Below are 17,880 nucleotides of genomic sequence, written 5' to 3'. Positions count from 1 at the left end.
ATAAAATTTAAGCATCCTTTTTTATTTTTTTTGCCAATAAATAGTTAGTAGAAAAGAAACCAACACCAACTAAAATAAATAATAAACCTCGTACTACAAAAGACATATTTGTATCAAAAAAACGAGTTATTATTAATGCAGTAATGATTAAAAATCCGTAGTTTAACAAAGTAAAATTTATTGTATCTACACCTTTTTTTATAGTTGTTATGCCTAAAGCTAAAAGAGTAAAATTTAAAAGAATAATAGCTATAGTGATATCTAAATAATGAATAATAAATATAAAAAGCATTATTATTGATGTTAATTGAAATAGTTTTTGATAGCCTTTATTATTGAAAAAATTATTTTTAGGCATAATAAAAACAGTACTCAAAATCAATACAAAACCAATTATGATTTCTTTAATTTGTAAATTATAAATATCTAAATCTTTATGCCAAAAGCTTTTAGAACTTGCTAAGAGTAACGTTATAACTAAACCCATAGAACCAATAATTAAAAATCCATTTTTTATTAATCGTATTTTATTAAATTTTTTAAGCAATCCAATATTATAGAGTAATCCAAAAAGCAAAATGTATAAAATTAATTCGAACATAAAACTTGAATTGATAAATGCACCAAAAACAATAATAGCACTTAATGGTATAAGCCAATTTAATATTGCTGTATAATTCATTACAACTTCATCTTTTAGAAGCATTAAATACTTAGGTAAAAGAATTGCGATAGTCAATAAATACATCCAAGGAACTTTTCTAATTCCAGAAAAATTATAGCCAACATCAACACTATAAACTGTTGCAAAAACTAATGTTAATAAAAAAAGTACTTTAGATTTTAAGAGATAAACTAATGGTACACAAAGTAAAAACCAAGTTAATAAAAAAGAACTGAAATTTCCAGGAATATTGTAAATCTGACTTATTAAAGAAATTGAACTACCCACTGCAAAAAATAAAAACACTCCAGATGATTCTAACCAAGTTTTAGTTTTTTTCTTTAACAACGAATACCCCACTATTATTTGCCCTATTAATAGAGGTAAAAAGGCAAGAACAGATTTAATAGTTCTAGAAAAATTATCCCAATTATGAGCCAAAACCAATATTATTCCTAAACCAACTAAAAGACTACCAATTACTCCAAAAATGGTTAAAAGTTTATTGCTTTGGTTGGGAGATTTAGAATTATAATACGCTTCAATTTTTTCTGCAACTTCTATAGAAATTACCTCGTTCTCAATTAAAGTCTGTAATTCTCGTATTAATTTAGAATTCATAATATTTTTTTTAAAGTTAGTGATTTTAAACCTCATAAACTTGAATTTATGAGGTTTTGGTTTACAACCATTATTAAACTAATTACTCTTCTTTTTCCATTTTAGTTTTTATAAAATCTATATCTCTTGCATTTTTCTGTACAGTAATTGCCCCAAAAAGGCTTAATAAATAAGAGATTCCGTAAAAACCTTTTTCACTCAAAGCTAAATCTGCATTTCTTAAACCAATGATTAATAAAAGCAAAGCAACAATTACTACAACCCAACTTATGCTGTAATACATATCACTCACTTTTAATTTTTCTGTTTTATCTCTTACTGCTTTTTGTAGTGAAATAACAGCATAAATACCCATTAAAAGAATAGCAAAATAGTATCCCTTTTCATTGAGCTGCATATTTGCATTCCATAAGCCAATACAATAAGAAAGCAACCCAATACTAACTACACCCCAAGTTGCACCAACATAAGCAGATGTTGGTTTCTGACTCATTTCTACAGTTAATTTATTATTTCTTTTCTGATTTTTAGTTTCTTCATTAGATGAAACTGTTGTTTGATAATTCATAATTTTAGTTTAATAATTACACTGCAAATTTGGTTTATAAATTTAATCTGATAAAAATAGAATTAAATAATTACTGACGATATAATTTTACTTTATCAATATAAATTCTATTAAATTTATATATTAGAGTAATAATTACTGACGATATAATGATTAATTTAAAACAAATACTAAATTCATTTACAGAAGAAAAACAGCAAGAATTTATTAATTATCTAGATAAAAAGAATAAAAGAAAAGACGCTAAAAACATTAAGCTAGTAAAGATTTTAATTGATGATAAATTATCATCTAAAGAAATATCTTTAAAACTATATAAAAGAGAAAACAAGGTTGCTTTACACGCTTTAAGAAAACGATTATTTAAATCTTTAATTGACTTTACAGCAAATATTAGTTTAAAAGATGAAAATTCTATTGACATTTCTTTAATTAAACATATTGTTTCTGCTAGATCTTTTTTAAAACAAGGGCAGTATAAAGTAGGATATAAAATTTTAGATAAAGCAGAATTAATCGCTAATGAGTATCAATTATATGCAATACTAAATGAAATATATCACACAAAAATTGAATATATAAATCTTATAAAAACTATTGATATTGATGAAATTATTCTAAAATTTAAAGAAAATCAAAAGCAACATCAATTAGAAGAACGGTTAAACATTTCTTATGCTAAGATTACAAAAACTTTAAATGAAATTGAACATCAACAAAAAATTGTTGATTTAAAATTGGTAATAGAAACCATTTTTAAAGAAAATGAAATTACTATTTCTGATGAATTATCGTTTAAATCTTTAAATCAAATTATAAAAATCACAAATCTTACTACCATTCAAAATTTTGAATATTGGAGTATAGAACCCTTTTTATTAGATACTTATCAAATTTAAAAAAACCATAAAGCGAAAGAAAAACAGCTATTTTATCATATTGAGGTGGTGTATGTGATTGCGAATACTTTGTTTAGAAATAAAAAATTTAAACAATCTTTAGCATATTTAGAGTTGATGCATTTACATATGCTTCAAAATAAAAAGAAATACTATAAAGAGTTTTATTTAAAATATCAATTACTAATAGCTTTAAATTACAATTATTCTGGAAATCAGGATTTTGCTATACAACTTTTAACTCCTTTTATAGATCAAAAAAATTTAGACCTTGTTTCTCAATTAGATATTTTTTTAGCAATGATTGTGTTTTATGCACAGAAAAATGAAATAAAAAAAGCACACAGTTTATTTCTTAAATTTTATCATACAGACAAATGGTACATTGAAAAAGCAGGGTTTGATTGGACAATAAAAAAGAGTTTAATTGAAATTTTACTCCAAATAGATTTAGGTAATATTGATGTTGTTGATTCTAGAATTTTAAGTTTTAAACGTAATTACAATAAGTATTTAAAAAACATACATCAAGAGAAAGTAACTGATTATCTAAAACTAATAGAAACCTATTACAAAAATCCAGAAATTGTAACATCAGAAGAATTTCATCAAAAAGTAGAGAATTCTTTTGCTTGGTTAGATCATAAAAAAGAAGATATTTTTATAATGAGTTTCTTTGCTTGGCTAAAAGCTAAAATGACAAAACAAGATGTTTATACTGTTACGTTAGCATTAATAAATAAAAAATAAACTACAACTATTACAAGTGGCACAATAATTGAATAAGTAAAACAATATAAATTTAAATTCAGCCAAATGAAAATCAGTAAAATATTTGTTTTAAGTGTACTTTCAATATTATTGTTTAATTGTAGTAAAGATGATGAAATTGAGACTGGTTTTACAACATTAGATTTACAAAAAATAGATGGTAATAGTTCTAAAACATGGCAAGTAGACAGTTTCTATAGCAACTATAACTCGAATATTTTAAGCGAATTTAATGATTGCTATACAGACGATACTTTTACTTTTTACAAAGATAAAAATGTGGCTGAAGCCAATTTAGGAGGTATTAACTGTTTTTTTGATAACCCAACAGATCAAGCAGCAACTCTAACCTATTCTATAAACGAATTAGAAGGTCGCGTTTTCTTAAATGTAAGTAGAGGCGAATCCTTCAATAACGATTTTCAATCTAGATTAACCATCCTAGAACTAGAAGAATTAACGGAAAACAGAATGCTTTTTGCTTCCGGTGATAAAGGAAATTATATTCAAACCTTAATCCTTACGGCAATAAACTAGTTATTTATGTCTGGCTTTAATTCTGCCTCAATACAATTTTAAGGTAAAACCTTTTTTATATTAGCCTTAAACAATGAAATAATCTCCCCCTTACTTGTATAAAAATAATTCATCGTTATTTTCACTAAAATTTACTAATCTTTTACATTTTGCATAAAATCTGGAAACCCACTTGCTGTAAATTTAAGTTCTCTTGCTCTTGTTGCTCTATTAGGGTCTAAAAGCTCAGAACCAACAATTTTTTTATAATCTCTTGCATGATAAATCATAACTACAGTTTTACCATCTTCTGCAACCGTAAAGGAATTGTGCCCTGGACCGAATCTTTTTAATTTATCATTACTATAAAAAACTGGTGCAGGCGATTTATTCCATAATTTTGATTTCATAATATCTTTATTTTCATCTATCCATAACAAACCTATACAGTAGTTATGATTGGTGGCACTTGCAGAATAGCTAATAAATATTTTACCATTCTTTTTTAAAACTGCTGGGCCTTCATTAACATTGTATTTCATAGTTTCCCAACCAAATTCTGGTTCTGTTAATACAATTTCAGGACCTATTAAAGTAGTTGCATTTTTCATTTCCGACATAACTAAAGCAGTACCATGCTCTCCTCCTCTAACATTTTGAGCCCAAACTAAATAGCGTTTTCCATTATGGGTAAAACTAGTAGCATCTAAAGAAAAAGAATCTCTTTGTGTTATAATTCTTCCTTCCTCTTTCCAAACTCCTTTTGTTGGATCTTTTGAAGTGTTAGAAAGTGCCCACATTCTAATATTCCATATATTTTCAGCTTCACCTGCAGCAAAATATATATACCATTTCCCATCAATTTTATGTAACTCTGGAGCCCATATATGATGTCCCATTACACCTTTATCATGCTTTTTCCAAATTATCGTTTCTTTTGCTGTTTTTAAGCCGTTGATGGTATTTGCCTTTCTTATCACAATTTTGTCATAAGTAGGTACTGTAGCAATCAAATAATATGTACTATCTGTTTTTGTAACCCATGGATCAGCTCTTTGTTTGGCTATTGGATTTTTATACTCTAAAGTTTGTGATAAAAGGTTTGTTTGAAAAAGGAAAATTAAAATACCTGTTTTAAATAGGCTATGATATAATTTCATAAAAAATATTTGAATAAAGTTTAAATATAGTTAACTGGTAATAAATAAAAAATTTTACTGATTCTGTTTTTAAAAACATCCTTTTAAAATCACATATTAACCCCGGCTATTTGTGTCTGCCTTTTAATTCAGCTTCAATATCTTTTAAAGTAAATCCTTTTGCTTGCAACAGCATTAAATAATGGAATAATAAATCTGCAGATTCATATAAAAACAATTCATCATTGTTATCCATAGCTTCAATAACAGTTTCAACAGCCTCTTCTCCTACTTTTTGCGCAACTTTATTTATCCCTTTCGCAAATAAACTAGCTACATAAGATTTTTTAGTGTCTTTGTTGGCTACTCTTTCTGCAATAACACCTTCTAATGTAGAAAAGAAACCATAGTTTTGGTTATTTTCTCCATTCCAGCACGTGTCAGTTCCTGTATGGCAAGTTGGCCCTTTAGGGTTTACAAAAATCAATAAAGTATCATTATCACAATCTAGTTTTATATCCACTAAATTCAATACATTTCCACTTTCTTCACCTTTGGTCCAAAGTCTATTTTTTGTTCTAGAAAAGAAAGTAACTAATTTAGTTTCTTGCGTTTTTGCAAAAGCTTCTTCATTCATATAACCCAACATCAAGACATTTTTTGTTGTAGCATCTTGAATGATTGCAGGCACTAAACCATCGTTATTTTTATTAAAATCTATATTCATTTTATTAATTTTCTTTCAGTTAGAGTGATTTCGATTTTTCATCGAAACTGTAGCGAGAACCAATAATTACTTCTCGATACAATTTTTCGTTCCTCAAAAATCACTCGAAGTGACATTATGTTTTTTTTATATAATTCTGAAATTTACTCAGAATATCGACTAAAGTCTAACTGGTATATTTTGTTCTTTTAATGCTTGTTTTAACTCTAAAATCGGAATTTCACCAAAGTGAAAAACACTAGCTGCCAAAGCTGCATCAGATTTTCCATCAATGAATGTATCTGCAAAATGCTGAATAGTTCCAGCGCCACCAGAAGCAATAATTGGAATGTTTAGTAATTCTGATAAATGTGCCAAAGCTTCATTTGCAAAACCACCTTTTGTTCCATCATGATTCATAGATGTGAACAAAATTTCCCCTGCTCCTCTTTCTTCAACTTCTTTTGCCCATTCAAATAATTTAATATCTGTAGGTATTGTTCCGCCTGCTAAATGCACAAACCATTCTCCTTCAATTTGTTTTCCATCAATAGCAACAACCACGCATTGACTCCCAAATTTTTCTGCCAATTCGTTTACTAATTCCGGTCTTTTTACTGCAGATGAATTTATAGAAACTTTATCTGCGCCACATTTTAATAAGGCATCTACGTGCTCTACAGAAGAGATTCCTCCACCAACTGTAAACGGAATATTTACTTGCTCAGCAACTTTTAAAACCATATCTAAAGTGGTACCTCTATTTTCTAAAGTGGCTGCAATATCTAAAAAAACCAATTCGTCTGCACCTAATTCTGCATATTGTTTTGCTAAAACCACAGGATCTCCTGCATCTATTAAATTCACGAAATTAACACCTTTTACAGTTCTTCCGTTTTTAATATCTAAACAAGGTACTATTCTTTTTGTTAACATTATTTATAGCTTTTGGCTTTTGGCTTTTGGCTTTTAGCAAATTGCTAACCGCTAATAACAAAAGGCTATTTGTTTAATATAAATTGTTCTAATTGTTTTAAGCTGATTTTATTTTCATAAATCGCTTTTCCAATAATTACGCCCTCACAACCATTTTCTGCTAATTTTGGCAATTCATCAAAAGATGATATTCCTCCTGAAGCAATTAGTTTTAAAGGTTTTACTTCTGATAAAATTTGTTGATAAATATCAAAACTTGGGCCTTGTAACATACCATCTTTGGAAATATCCGTACAAATTACATATTGAATTCCTTTTTGTTGATAATCAGAAATAAAGGGAATTAATTCTAATGAACTTTCTTCTTGCCAGCCGTTTGTTGCTATTTTTCCTCCTGAATTATCAGGATAAAAATCGGCTCCTAAAATGATTTTTTCTGAACCATATTTTTCTATCCAACTTTCAAATATTGTTGGATTTTTAACTGCAATACTTCCTCCTGTAATTTGATTTGCTCCAGAATTAAAAGCAATTTCCAAATCTTTATCAGCTTTTAAACCACCACCAAAATCAATTTTTAAATTGGTTTTAGAGGCAATTTGTTCTAATACTTTATAGTTGATAATCTGACTTGCTTTTGCGCCATCTAAATCTACAACGTGTAAAAACTCGATTCCTGCTGCTTCAAATGCTGCAGCAACTTCTAACGGATTTTCGTTGTAAATTTTTTTGGTATCGTAATCACCTTTGGTTAAACGAACGCATTTTCCGTCTATAATATCTATTGCTGGTATAATTCGCATATAATTTTCTTTAATCTACGATTTCTTTAATTTCTTTGTCTGATATTTTTAAAGCTTTAGGCAGTTTAATAACTCCAGCTTCATCTAATACTATATATCTTGGTATCCAATCTAAATCTACATATTTAGATAGTTCATTTTCCCAACCTTCTTTTATGTAATAATGATCTCCTTTAATTTTCCAATAAGTTATAGCTCTTTTCCAACGCTCAATATCTTTATCTAAAGAAATATAAACATAGTCTGTATTTATTGTTTTTCGCTTTAGTTTTTTAGCAGCAGGCACATCTAAAATGCAATCTCTACACCAAGAAGCCCAAAAATCAATGACTACTTTTTTTCCTTTATGTAACTCTAAAACTTCACCTAAAGAAACTACTTTACCTTCTAAATTAGTCATTTTAAAACTTAGGAGTTCCTTAGAAAAAGTATTGTTCTCTAAATATTCAGGAACAGGATTATTTTGAGCATAACTTGTAATTAAAGAATTAAATACAATTACGAACATTAAAATTTGCTTTTTCATAGCCATAGTATTTTAAATATTCAAGAAGTTTTTCAATATCTGTTCTCCCGCTTTTGATGATTTCTCTGGATGAAATTGTACTCCATAAAAATTATCCTTTTTTAATGCTGATGCATATTCAATTTCATAATCTGTGGTTGCAATAGATTCTTCACATTCTTCTGCGTAAAAACTATGCACCAAATACATAAAATCTTTTTCTTTAACTCCTGCAAATAATTCAGATTCTAAATTGTAAATTACATTCCATCCCATTTGTGGAACTTTTACAGCTTTCGAAAACTTTTTTACATCAACATTAAAAATTCCTAATCCTTTTGTATTTCCTTCTTCTGATGAGTTACACATTAATTGCATACCTAAACAAATTCCTAAAACTGGTTGTTTTAATGTCGGAATTAATTTATCTAAACCACTTTCTTGCAACATTTTCATTGCAGAACTTGCTTCTCCTACACCTGGAAAAATTACTTTATCAGCAGCTTTAATTTCATCAATATTATTTGATAAAACAGCATCTACTCCCAAACGTTTAAAAGCAAATTGAATGCTTTTTATGTTTCCTGCTCCGTAATCTATAATTACTAATTTCATTTTTTCGCTTTTAGCTTTTGGCTATTAGCAAATAGCTAACAGCTAAAGGTAATTTTACAACATTCCTTTTGTACTTGGTAAAAACATTTTGTTAGCATCTCTTTTTACAGCCATTTTCATTGCTTTTGCAAATGCTTTAAAAATTCCTTCTATTTTATGATGCTCATTATCACCTTCTGCCTTAATATTTAAATTACATTTTGCACCATCTGTAAACGATTTAAACAAATGTAAAAACATTTCTGTTGGCATATCACCAATCATTTCTCGTTTAAAATCTGCATCCCAAACTAGCCAAGGTCTACCACCAAAATCAACTGCTGCTTGTGCTAAACAATCATCCATAGGTAAACAAAAACCATAACGTTCTATCCCTAATTTATTACCTAATGCTTTGTGGAATAATTCTCCTAAAGCAATCATCGTATCTTCTATTGTGTGATGTTCATCAACCTCTAAATCTCCATCTACTTTAACAGTTAAATCCATAGCACCATGTCTACCAATTTGATCTAACATATGATCGAAAAACTTAACTCCAGTGTCAATATCATTTTTACCAGAACCGTCTAAATTTAGTTTGATGTAAATCTTAGTTTCATTTGTATTTCTAGTAATTTCAGAAACTCTATCTTCTAATTTTAAAAACTCATAAATTTGCTTCCAATCTGTAGACGTTAAAGCAATACAATCTAAAATTTCTTGTTTAGAAGTTTCAATTTCATCTGCTCCTAATTCTGGGTTTTCGGATAAATAAATACCTTTTGCACCTAAGTTTTTAGCCAATTCCATATCTGTAATTCTATCACCTAAAACAAAAGAGTTTTCTAAATCATAATCTTCAGAAAAATATTTGGTTAATAATCCTGTTCTTGGTTTACGAGTTGGAGCATTTTCATGCGGAAAAGTTTTATCGATACAAACTTCAGAGAAAACAACACCTTCTTTTTCGAAAGCAGAAATTACTTTATTCTGTGCTGGCCAAAAAGTATCTTCTGGAAAAGAATCTGTTCCCAAACCATCTTGATTGGTTACCATAACCAATTCGTAATCTAATTCAGCAGCAATCTTTGCCATATATTGAAATACTTTTGGGTAGTATTCTAATTTTTCTAAACTATCTAATTGATAATCTACAGGTGGTTCTAAAACTAAAGTTCCGTCTCTGTCTATAAATAATACTTTTTTCATTATTGTAATGATTTTAAAGCTCTAATTAATCTTTGATTTTCTTCACAAATACCCACACTAATTCGCAAACAGTTTTCGCATAAAGGTTGTGTAGTTCTGTTTCTAATTACCACACCATATTCAATTAATTCTTTGTAACGTTTATTAGCATCATCTACCTTTAACAATAAAAAATTACCATCTGAAGGATATACTTTTTCTATAAAACTTACGCAACATTCTAACTCTTGTTTTAGGCGTTTTCTTTCGCTAATTAGTTGTGCTACTTCATTATTAATTTCATCTATTTTTTGCAAACGATCTATTGCTCTTTGTTGCGTTAATTCGTTTACATTATAAGGTGGTTTTATATTGTTTAAAATTTTAATAATTTCTTTGGATGCATAACAAACTCCTAATCGAATTCCTGCTAAACCATAAGCTTTAGATAAGGTTTGTGTAATGATTAAATTCGGAAACTTATCTAACTTTTTTAACCAACTTTTTTGCGTAGAAAAATCGATATAAGCTTCATCTATAACCACCAAGCCTTTAAACTTTATAAGTAATTCATGTACTGCTTTTTCGCTAAAACTATTTCCTGTTGGGTTATTTGGCGAGCATAAAAATAGAATTTTAGAATTTTTATTCGAAGCATTTAATATTTCAGTAATACTAGGCTGAAAATCAGAACTTAACAACACTTCTTTATTTTCTATATCATTTAAACTTGCTAAAACAGAATACATACCATACGTAGGTGGTAAGGTGATGATATTATCAATTTTCGGCTCACAAAAAGCTCTGTAAATTAAATCTAAAACTTCATCACTACCATTACCTAAAAGAATATTTTCTTGGTCAACCCCTTTAATTTCAGATAAAATATCTTTTACACTAAGTTGTTGCGGATCTGGATAGCGATTTACGCCATTTTCGAAAGGATTTTCATTGGCATCCAAGAAAATCATATCATTATAGGTTATATCTTTATATTCGTCTCTTGCAGATGAATATGGTTTTAAAGATTTAATATTCTCTCTTACTAAGTTGTTGATGTTAAAGTCTGTTTTCATACTTTAAAGACTCCTAAAATGGAGTTTTAGTTACAATTTATTTTTCCAAATTTTTTAATCTGATAGAAACTGCATTTTTATGTGCTTGTAAACCTTCTGCCTCTGCCATTAATTCTATAGCATTTCCTATATTTTGTATGCCCTTTTTAGATATTTTCTGAAAAGTAATACTTTTTGTAAAACTATCTAAATTTACACCTGAATAGGCTTTAGAGAATCCGTTTGTTGGTAACGTATGGTTTGTACCAGAAGCATAATCTCCTGCACTTTCTGGTGTATAATTACCTATAAAAACAGAACCTGCATTCGCAATATTATCTACATAAAAATCATTGTTATTTGTACAAACAATAAAATGTTCTGGCCCATATTCGTTAATTAATTCTAGAGCTATTTCATCATTATCTACAAATATTGATTTTGAATTTGCAATCGCTTTTTTGGCTATTTCTACTCTTGGTAAAACTGCTAATTGTGTTTCAATTTCTTTTTCAACTTCGTTAATTAATTCTTTTGATGTTGAAACTAAAATAACTTGACTATCTGCACCATGCTCAGCTTGACTCAATAAATCTGAAGCTACAAAACTTGCATTTGCAGAATTGTCTGCAACTACTAATAGTTCACTCGGTCCTGCAGGCATATCTATGGCTACTCCAAATTTAGTTGATAACTGTTTTGCAACTGTTACAAACTGATTTCCTGGGCCAAATATTTTGTAAACTTGAGGTATTGTTTCTGTACCAAAAGTATAGCCTGCAATTGCTTGAATTCCGCCTACTTTTATAATTTTAGTAACACCACATAAATTTGCTGTGTACAAAATTGCCGGATTTATTTTACCAGCTGCATTTGGAGGTGAGCATAAAACAATTTCTTTACAACCTGCAATTTGAGCAGGAACAGCCAACATTAATACTGTAGAAAATAAAGGTGCTGTACCTCCAGGAATATATAAACCAACTTTTTGAATTGGTCTTTTTTCTTGCCAACATTCTACTCCGTTTGCAGTTTCTACAAAAACTTTTTCTGTTTTTTGAGCTTTATGAAAATTCGTAATATTATCTTTTGCTAATTGAATAGCTACTTTTAAATCTTCTGAAACTAAATTTAAAGCTTCTGTAATTTCTACTTCTGAAACAATATTGTTATCTAAAGAAATACCATCGAACAATTCTGTGTATTTTTGAACAGCTTTATCTCCATTTTTTTGAACTTCTTCAAAAATTTGGATTACCGTTTTTTCTATATCATCAACTGTTTTTGTTGGTCTTTCTAAAATTTGAGACCAAGTTTCTTTTGATGGGTTATTAATAGTTTTCATAATAATTACTCTTTATAAACTTGCATAAGCGTTAGGGATTGTAGCATTTGTTTGAGCTCTTTTTTCTTTTTCAGAAAAAAAGCGAGTGCGTAAAGCCCGTTAAAACGCCCTAATAAAAATATTAAAGCACCATTTTTTCTATTGGACAAACTAAAATACCTTCTGCTCCATTGGCTTTTAATTCGTCTATAATTTCCCAAAACTGATTTTTAGAAATAACTGTGTGCACAGAACTCCAACCTTTTTCTGCCAATGGCAAAACTGTAGGACTACGCATACCTGGTAACAATTTTAGAATATTTTCTAATTTATCATTTGGTGCATTTAATAGAATATATTTAGAGTTTCTGCCTTTTAAAACCGACTGAATTCTAAATTGAATTTTCTCTAAAATTGCTTTTCTTTCTGCATTAATTTGAGGAGAAACTGCCAAAACTGCTTCTGATTTTAATAAAACCTCAATTTCTTTTAATCCGTTTTTAAATAATGTACTTCCACTAGAAACAATATCGCAAATACCATCTGCTAAACCAATATTTGGTGCAATTTCTACTGAACCATTAATTTTATGTAACTGAGCATCTATATTTTGCTCTACCAAAAATTTCTTTACAGTTTCTGGATACGAAGTTGCAATTCTCTTGCCTGCCAAATCTTTTAAAGAACTTGCATTTGATTCTTTTGGCACTGCAATAGAAACTTTACATTTAGAAAAACCTAAACGTTCTACAAACTGAATATCGTTTCCTTTTTCTATTAAAACATTCTCGCCAATTATGGCTGCATCTACTACTCCGTCTTTTAAATACTGAGGAATATCGCCATTTCTAAGGTAAAAAACCTCTACAGGAAAATCTCTTGCAGCTGCTTTTAATTGATCTTTACCATTATCGATAGAAATACCAATGTCTTTTAAGATTCTCATTGAATCTTCATTTAATCTACCTGATTTTTGTACTGCAATTCTTAAGTTACTCATTTTTGTTTTTAGTTTGGTTTGAGCAAATTTGGTTTTAAAATTAAAAAACCTGTTTGATTTGCTCAAACAGGTTTATAAATATCTTGACTTTATTCAATACATTTTTAAATCGCTTGAGAGCAATTGTAAAAATGATGATGATGATTTTGAATAAATTTCATTTACTTTATTAATTATACAAATATTCAAATTTTATTTTGATAAAACCAAATGAAGTGGCTATAAAATTTAGTTAAATATAATATTTATCAAGATTTAAGTTTTTGTTTGATTTTTAATAAAAAAGATGTTGTACCAAATAATTTCTTGTAAAAATGATAATACGTTCTTTATCTAATAAACCTAAATAAATATAAAACCTGCAATTAATACAAAAACAATAATTTGCATCCATTTTAAATACAACCCAATTTTTTGATTCTCTTTAATTTTTTCTGAAATTGTACCTGCTAAAAAAGCTATTGAGGAAAAAATTAAAAGAGAAACTAGCATAAAAACAAAACCTAAAACATAGAATTGAATTACAGTATTAATACTTTCTGAAAATAAAAAACCTGGAAAAAAGGCTAAAAAGAAAATGGATACTTTCGGGTTTAATACATTCATAATAAACCCTTGTTTAAATAATTGTGTCGTTGTTTTTTGTTCTACATTATCTTTAGAAAGAATAATATTAGCATCAGATTTATAAACTTTATAAGCCAAATAAAGCAAATAAATAGCACCAAATAATTTAATTGCAAAAAATAAATTTTCTGATTGTTTTATAATTGCTGATACTCCAAATGCCAACAAAGTTGTATGTACCAAACAACCAGAAATTAATCCGAAAACAGTTGCTAAACCAAATTTTCTACCATTTACAATACTTTGCGTTAACACAAATATATTATCTGGCCCAGGAGAAATAGCTAATATTGCTGTTGCTAAAGCAAAAGATAAAAGGGTTTCTAACATTGGTATTTGTTACTGCAAATTTAGCAAACAATCTAACAATAATTTATAAATCCTTTAAAATTGCTTTATTAATTCTTTTAACCAAACTTGGACCTTCATAAATAAAACCAGTATAAATCTGAACCAAATCTGCGCCTGCTTCTAACTTATCTAAGGCATCTTGTTCGGAGTGAATACCTCCTACCCCAATAATAGGAAAAGATTTATTAGAATTGTCTGCCAAATATTTAATCACTTGTGTACTCTGATTTTTTATTGGCTGACCACTTACACCTCCATTACCAATTTCTTTTAATCGCTCTGGAGAGGCTTTTAAATTATCTCTAGTTGTTGATGTATTTGAAGCGATTACACCATCAATGTTAGTTTCTGCAACCAACTCAATTATTTCATCTAATTGAACATTGTTTAAATCTGGAGCAATTTTTAATAAAATTGGCTTTTGCTTTTCTTCTAATTTATTTAGTTTTTGGCATTCAGTAATTAATTCTACCAAATAATCTTTATCATTTAATTTTGCGTGACTACCAACATTTGGGCAACTTACATTCAGCACAAAATAATCTACATAAGGATGTAATCCTTTAAAACATTCTAAATAATCTGCTGTATAATTTTCAGGAGCAGTTTGTGTGTTTTTACCAATATTACCACCAATAATTACTTTGCCTTTGTTCTTTTTTAATTGTTCTATAGCAATGGCTAAACCTTCGTTATTAAACCCCATTCTATTGATAATTCCTTGATCATCTTTTAAACGAAATAACCTCTTTTTAGGATTACCAACTTGACCTTTTGGAGTTACTGTACCAATTTCTATAAAGCCAAAACCAAAATTAGCCAATTCATTATATAAAACTGCATTTTTATCAAAACCAGCAGCTAATCCCACAGGATTTTTAAATGTTAATCCAAATAAATTACGTTCTAATTTTTTATCATTTACTTGATAAAGACTTCTAAAAATATTTGGTACTAAAGGTATTTTAGATAAAAATTTAACCAAAGAAAAGGTGAAATAATGTATTTTTTCTGGGTCAAAAAGAAAGAAAATGGGTCTTATTATTAGTTTGTACATAATTCTATTTTATAAAAAAAGCTCCTAAAAAGGAGCTTTGTAATTATCTTAAAACAGCTTCTAAATTCTTCTCGAAACTTTGTTGTAATTTTTGCATTATTTTATCAATCTGCTTGTCTTCTAAAGTTTTCGTTTCATCTTGTAAAACAAAACTTACTGCATAAGATTTTTTGCCTTGTGGTAAATTATCTCCTTCATAAACATCGAACAAATCTACTTCTTTTAAGAGTTTTCTTTCTGCCTGGAAAGCCAAGTTGTAAACCTCTTTAAATTCAGTTTTAGCATTTAATAACAAAGCTAAATCTCTTTTAACAGCTGGGAATTTTGTTAAGCCAGCAACTTTCACTTTTTTATTACCAGAGAATTTTAAAACAGTATCCCAATTAAAATCAGCAAATAAAACTTCTTGTTTTATACCAAATTCTTTTAAAACACTTCTTTTAACAACTCCGAATTCTGCTATTTTAATTTTACCTAAACTAAAAACTAAACCTTCTGAAAAAACATCGTTTTTAATTGGTGTTGCTTTTAACTTATGTATTCCTAACCTTTCTAAAACCGAAGTTATTACACCTTTTAAATAAAAGAAATCTGAAGGATTATTATTTGATTTCCAAGATTCTTTGGTTCTATTACCTGTTACAAAAAGCGTTAAATGTTTATCTTCTTGGTATTTATCAGCATATTTATGATAAGTTTTACCAAATTCATAAAACTTTAATGCTGTATTTTTTCTATTTAAGTTATAAGAAACAGATTCTAAACCACTAAATAACATTGATTGACGCATAACAGCTAAATCGTTACTTAACGGATTTAACATCATCACTTTAGCATCATCATTAATATTTTCTGAAAGCGAATTGTACTCAGGTTTGGTTAATGAGTTTGCCATAGTTTCGTTAAATCCTAAAGCACTTAATTGATTGGCAACAATGTTTTCAATTTTTGTATCATTGTTAGTATCAAAAGAAATTGAAGTATTTAATTTGTATGAAAATTCAATATTATTGTAACCATAAACTCTTAAAATCTCTTCAATAATATCTGCTTCTCTTTGAACATCTGTTCTGTAAGATGGAATTGTTAAACCTAAACCACCAGCAGTTTCACTATTAATTTTAATTTCTAAAGAAGCTAAAATGTTCTTAATTTTTTCTTTCGGAATTTCTTGACCAATTAATCTGTAAGCATTATCGTATGAAAGAAATACCTGAAAATCTTCCATTTTTATAGGGTAGAAATCAGAAATATCTGAAGCCAATTTACCTCCTGCATATTTTTCGATTAATAAAGCTGCTCTTTTTAAAGCGTATTTTGTAGTGTTAATATCAATTCCTCTTTCAAAACGAAAAGAAGCATCTGTGTTTAAAGCGTGTCTTTTTGCAGTTTTACGCACAGAAACAGGATTAAAATAAGCACTTTCTAAAAAGATTGAGTTTGTATGTTCTGTAACTCCAGAGTTTAATCCTCCAAAAACTCCTGCAATACAAAGCGGATTTTCATCAGCATCACAAATCATAATATCATCTGCAGAAAGTTCTCTTTCAACTTCATCTAAAGTGATGAATTTTGTACCTTCTTCTAAAGTTTTAACAATAATTTTATTTCCTCTAATTTTTTGAGCATCAAAAGCATGTAATGGTTGTCCTAATTCATGTAAAACATAATTAGTAATATCAACAATATTATTTTTTGGTGTAATACCAATGGCTTTTAATCTGTTTTTAATCCAATCTGGCGAGTCTTTAACTTCGATATCTGTAATAGAAATCCCACAATAACGTGGCACCAATTCCTTGTCTTCTACTTCAACATCAAAACGTAAAGTTCTTTCATCTACATGAAAATCACTTACAAAAGGAGAAATTAATTCAAGTTTTAAATCATTTTGAATTAAACCTGCACGCAAGTCTCTAGCAACTCCATGATGACTCATAGCATCAGATCTATTAGGAGTTAACCCAATTTCGAAAACATAATCAGTTTCTATTTCAAAAACTTCTGCAGCCGGTGTACCTGGTTTTAAATCATTTTCTAAAACTAGAATTCCATCATGACCTTTACCTAAGCCTAATTCGTCTTCAGCGCAAATCATTCCATGGCTTTCTTCGCCTCTAATTTTACCTTTTTTAATTTTAAAACCTTCACCTTTTTCATCATACAACATTGTACCAATAGTGGCTACAGGTACTTTTTGGCCAGCAGCAACATTTGGTGCTCCACAAACAATTTGTACAGGGTTTTCATCGCCTAAATTAACAGTAGTTATTTTTAATCTGTCTGCATTTGGGTGTTGAATGCAAGTTAAAACTTCACCTACAACTACGCCATTTAAACTACCTTTAATAGATTCTATCTTTTCAATTCCTTCAACTTCTAAACCTAAATCTGTTAAAAGTTCACCAGTTTTATCAGCTTCCCAATCAACTTTTAAAAATTGCTGTAACCAATTGTATGATATTTTCATTTATTTTTTATGATGATATTTAATCTGCGAATTTAACCAATTTTAAGATTAAATTAAACATATTCATTATAATTTTACCCCCA

Annotated in this window: 18 protein-coding genes; 3 read left to right on the top strand and 15 right to left on the bottom strand. The window is 28.5% G+C overall.

Annotated elements, in window-relative coordinates; genetic code table 11:
* Positions 1-7 precede the first annotated feature (7 nt).
* Positions 8-1,285, bottom strand: coding sequence for a DUF2157 domain-containing protein (locus BW723_RS12205; RefSeq protein ID WP_162274035.1), 1,278 nt, complete (start codon positions 1,283-1,285; stop codon positions 8-10).
* 82 nt (positions 1,286-1,367) lie between these two features.
* Entirely contained in the window at positions 1,368-1,853 is a 486-nt protein-coding gene (yiaA, locus tag BW723_RS12200; protein ID WP_068364304.1) for an inner membrane protein YiaA, read from the bottom strand.
* 149 nt (positions 1,854-2,002) lie between these two features.
* Between yiaA and BW723_RS18025 the strand changes: the two genes are divergently transcribed.
* From BW723_RS18025 to BW723_RS12190, 3 genes are all read left to right on the top strand, one after another.
* On the top strand, positions 2,003-2,752 hold the full coding sequence (locus tag BW723_RS18025) for a hypothetical protein (protein ID WP_226789203.1): 750 nt from the start codon (positions 2,003-2,005) through the stop codon (positions 2,750-2,752).
* A gap of 129 nt (positions 2,753-2,881) precedes the next feature.
* Complete coding sequence (locus BW723_RS18020) at positions 2,882-3,502, top strand: hypothetical protein (RefSeq protein WP_227431574.1); 621 nt, start codon at positions 2,882-2,884, stop codon at positions 3,500-3,502.
* Positions 3,503-3,568: 66 nt separating this feature from the next.
* Positions 3,569-4,060, top strand: a complete 492-nt coding sequence (locus tag BW723_RS12190) for a hypothetical protein (protein WP_139059141.1) — start codon at positions 3,569-3,571, stop codon at positions 4,058-4,060.
* Between the two features lie 134 nt (positions 4,061-4,194).
* Here BW723_RS12190 and BW723_RS12185 read toward each other — a convergent pair whose 3' ends face one another.
* The 13 genes from BW723_RS12185 to pheT all read right to left on the bottom strand — a co-directional run bounded on the left by BW723_RS12185 (position 4,195) and on the right by pheT (position 17,797).
* Positions 4,195-5,199 carry a glycoside hydrolase family 43 protein gene (locus BW723_RS12185; RefSeq protein WP_068364309.1) on the bottom strand — a complete coding sequence of 335 codons (1,005 nt, stop codon included), beginning with the start codon at positions 5,197-5,199 and terminating at the stop codon, positions 4,195-4,197.
* Between the two features lie 106 nt (positions 5,200-5,305).
* On the bottom strand, positions 5,306-5,905 hold the full coding sequence (gene hisIE, locus BW723_RS12180; RefSeq protein WP_068364312.1) for a bifunctional phosphoribosyl-AMP cyclohydrolase/phosphoribosyl-ATP diphosphatase HisIE: 600 nt from the start codon (positions 5,903-5,905) through the stop codon (positions 5,306-5,308).
* 159 nt (positions 5,906-6,064) lie between these two features.
* Positions 6,065-6,820 (bottom strand): imidazole glycerol phosphate synthase subunit HisF, encoded by a 756-nt coding sequence (gene hisF / locus BW723_RS12175; protein WP_068364315.1) that lies wholly within the window; start codon positions 6,818-6,820, stop codon positions 6,065-6,067.
* Between the two features lie 65 nt (positions 6,821-6,885).
* Positions 6,886-7,623 carry a 1-(5-phosphoribosyl)-5-[(5-phosphoribosylamino)methylideneamino]imidazole-4-carboxamide isomerase gene (gene hisA / locus BW723_RS12170; protein ID WP_068364318.1) on the bottom strand — a complete coding sequence of 246 codons (738 nt, stop codon included), beginning with the start codon at positions 7,621-7,623 and terminating at the stop codon, positions 6,886-6,888.
* Between the two features lie 10 nt (positions 7,624-7,633).
* Entirely contained in the window at positions 7,634-8,149 is a 516-nt protein-coding gene (locus BW723_RS12165; protein ID WP_068365202.1) for a TlpA family protein disulfide reductase, read from the bottom strand.
* Positions 8,150-8,161: 12 nt separating this feature from the next.
* Positions 8,162-8,743, bottom strand: a complete 582-nt coding sequence (gene hisH / locus BW723_RS12160) for an imidazole glycerol phosphate synthase subunit HisH (protein ID WP_068364320.1) — start codon at positions 8,741-8,743, stop codon at positions 8,162-8,164.
* Positions 8,744-8,797: 54 nt separating this feature from the next.
* On the bottom strand, positions 8,798-9,934 hold the full coding sequence (gene hisB, locus BW723_RS12155) for a bifunctional histidinol-phosphatase/imidazoleglycerol-phosphate dehydratase HisB (protein WP_068364326.1): 1,137 nt from the start codon (positions 9,932-9,934) through the stop codon (positions 8,798-8,800).
* Positions 9,934-10,989, bottom strand: a complete 1,056-nt coding sequence (gene hisC, locus BW723_RS12150) for a histidinol-phosphate transaminase (RefSeq protein WP_068364329.1) — start codon at positions 10,987-10,989, stop codon at positions 9,934-9,936. The genes hisB and hisC overlap by 1 nt, the downstream gene beginning before the upstream one ends.
* A 37-nt stretch (positions 10,990-11,026) precedes the next feature.
* Positions 11,027-12,313, bottom strand: coding sequence for a histidinol dehydrogenase (hisD, locus tag BW723_RS12145; RefSeq protein WP_068364331.1), 1,287 nt, complete (start codon positions 12,311-12,313; stop codon positions 11,027-11,029).
* A gap of 121 nt (positions 12,314-12,434) precedes the next feature.
* On the bottom strand, positions 12,435-13,292 hold the full coding sequence (hisG, locus tag BW723_RS12140) for an ATP phosphoribosyltransferase (RefSeq protein WP_068364338.1): 858 nt from the start codon (positions 13,290-13,292) through the stop codon (positions 12,435-12,437).
* A gap of 342 nt (positions 13,293-13,634) precedes the next feature.
* Complete coding sequence (locus tag BW723_RS12135) at positions 13,635-14,249, bottom strand: LysE family translocator (protein WP_068364341.1); 615 nt, start codon at positions 14,247-14,249, stop codon at positions 13,635-13,637.
* Positions 14,250-14,292: 43 nt separating this feature from the next.
* Entirely contained in the window at positions 14,293-15,327 is a 1,035-nt protein-coding gene (locus BW723_RS12130; protein WP_068364344.1) for a quinone-dependent dihydroorotate dehydrogenase, read from the bottom strand.
* Positions 15,328-15,370: 43 nt separating this feature from the next.
* Positions 15,371-17,797: a phenylalanine--tRNA ligase subunit beta gene (gene pheT / locus BW723_RS12125; RefSeq protein ID WP_068364347.1), complete on the bottom strand. Its 2,427-nt coding sequence runs from the start codon at positions 17,795-17,797 to the stop codon at positions 15,371-15,373.
* Positions 17,798-17,880: the final 83 nt, after the last annotated feature.

It is taken from the genome of Polaribacter reichenbachii (assembly GCF_001975665.1).
Taxonomy (GTDB): Bacteria; Bacteroidota; Bacteroidia; order Flavobacteriales; family Flavobacteriaceae; genus Polaribacter; species Polaribacter reichenbachii.
Note: the sequence above shows the minus strand (reverse complement) of the source record. Positions and strands in the feature narration are given on the sequence as shown.

Excerpts from the sequence above, each read along its gene's own strand:
- BW723_RS12205 (WP_162274035.1), bottom strand. The coding sequence starts at position 1,285 with ATGAATTCTAAATTAATACGAGAATTACAGACTTTAATTGAGAACGAG.
- yiaA (WP_068364304.1), bottom strand. The coding sequence starts at position 1,853 with ATGAATTATCAAACAACAGTTTCATCTAATGAAGAAACTAAAAATCAG.
- BW723_RS18025 (WP_226789203.1), top strand. The coding sequence starts at position 2,003 with ATGATTAATTTAAAACAAATACTAAATTCATTTACAGAAGAAAAACAG.
- BW723_RS18020 (WP_227431574.1), top strand. The coding sequence starts at position 2,882 with ATGCTTCAAAATAAAAAGAAATACTATAAAGAGTTTTATTTAAAATAT.
- BW723_RS12190 (WP_139059141.1), top strand. The coding sequence starts at position 3,569 with ATGAAAATCAGTAAAATATTTGTTTTAAGTGTACTTTCAATATTATTG.
- BW723_RS12185 (WP_068364309.1), bottom strand. The coding sequence starts at position 5,199 with ATGAAATTATATCATAGCCTATTTAAAACAGGTATTTTAATTTTCCTT.
- hisIE (WP_068364312.1), bottom strand. The coding sequence starts at position 5,905 with ATGAATATAGATTTTAATAAAAATAACGATGGTTTAGTGCCTGCAATC.
- hisF (WP_068364315.1), bottom strand. The coding sequence starts at position 6,820 with ATGTTAACAAAAAGAATAGTACCTTGTTTAGATATTAAAAACGGAAGA.
- hisA (WP_068364318.1), bottom strand. The coding sequence starts at position 7,623 with ATGCGAATTATACCAGCAATAGATATTATAGACGGAAAATGCGTTCGT.
- BW723_RS12165 (WP_068365202.1), bottom strand. The coding sequence starts at position 8,149 with ATGAAAAAGCAAATTTTAATGTTCGTAATTGTATTTAATTCTTTAATT.
- hisH (WP_068364320.1), bottom strand. The coding sequence starts at position 8,743 with ATGAAATTAGTAATTATAGATTACGGAGCAGGAAACATAAAAAGCATT.
- hisB (WP_068364326.1), bottom strand. The coding sequence starts at position 9,934 with ATGAAAAAAGTATTATTTATAGACAGAGACGGAACTTTAGTTTTAGAA.
- hisC (WP_068364329.1), bottom strand. The coding sequence starts at position 10,989 with ATGAAAACAGACTTTAACATCAACAACTTAGTAAGAGAGAATATTAAA.
- hisD (WP_068364331.1), bottom strand. The coding sequence starts at position 12,313 with ATGAAAACTATTAATAACCCATCAAAAGAAACTTGGTCTCAAATTTTA.
- hisG (WP_068364338.1), bottom strand. The coding sequence starts at position 13,292 with ATGAGTAACTTAAGAATTGCAGTACAAAAATCAGGTAGATTAAATGAA.
- BW723_RS12135 (WP_068364341.1), bottom strand. The coding sequence starts at position 14,249 with ATGTTAGAAACCCTTTTATCTTTTGCTTTAGCAACAGCAATATTAGCT.
- BW723_RS12130 (WP_068364344.1), bottom strand. The coding sequence starts at position 15,327 with ATGTACAAACTAATAATAAGACCCATTTTCTTTCTTTTTGACCCAGAA.
- pheT (WP_068364347.1), bottom strand. The coding sequence starts at position 17,797 with ATGAAAATATCATACAATTGGTTACAGCAATTTTTAAAAGTTGATTGG.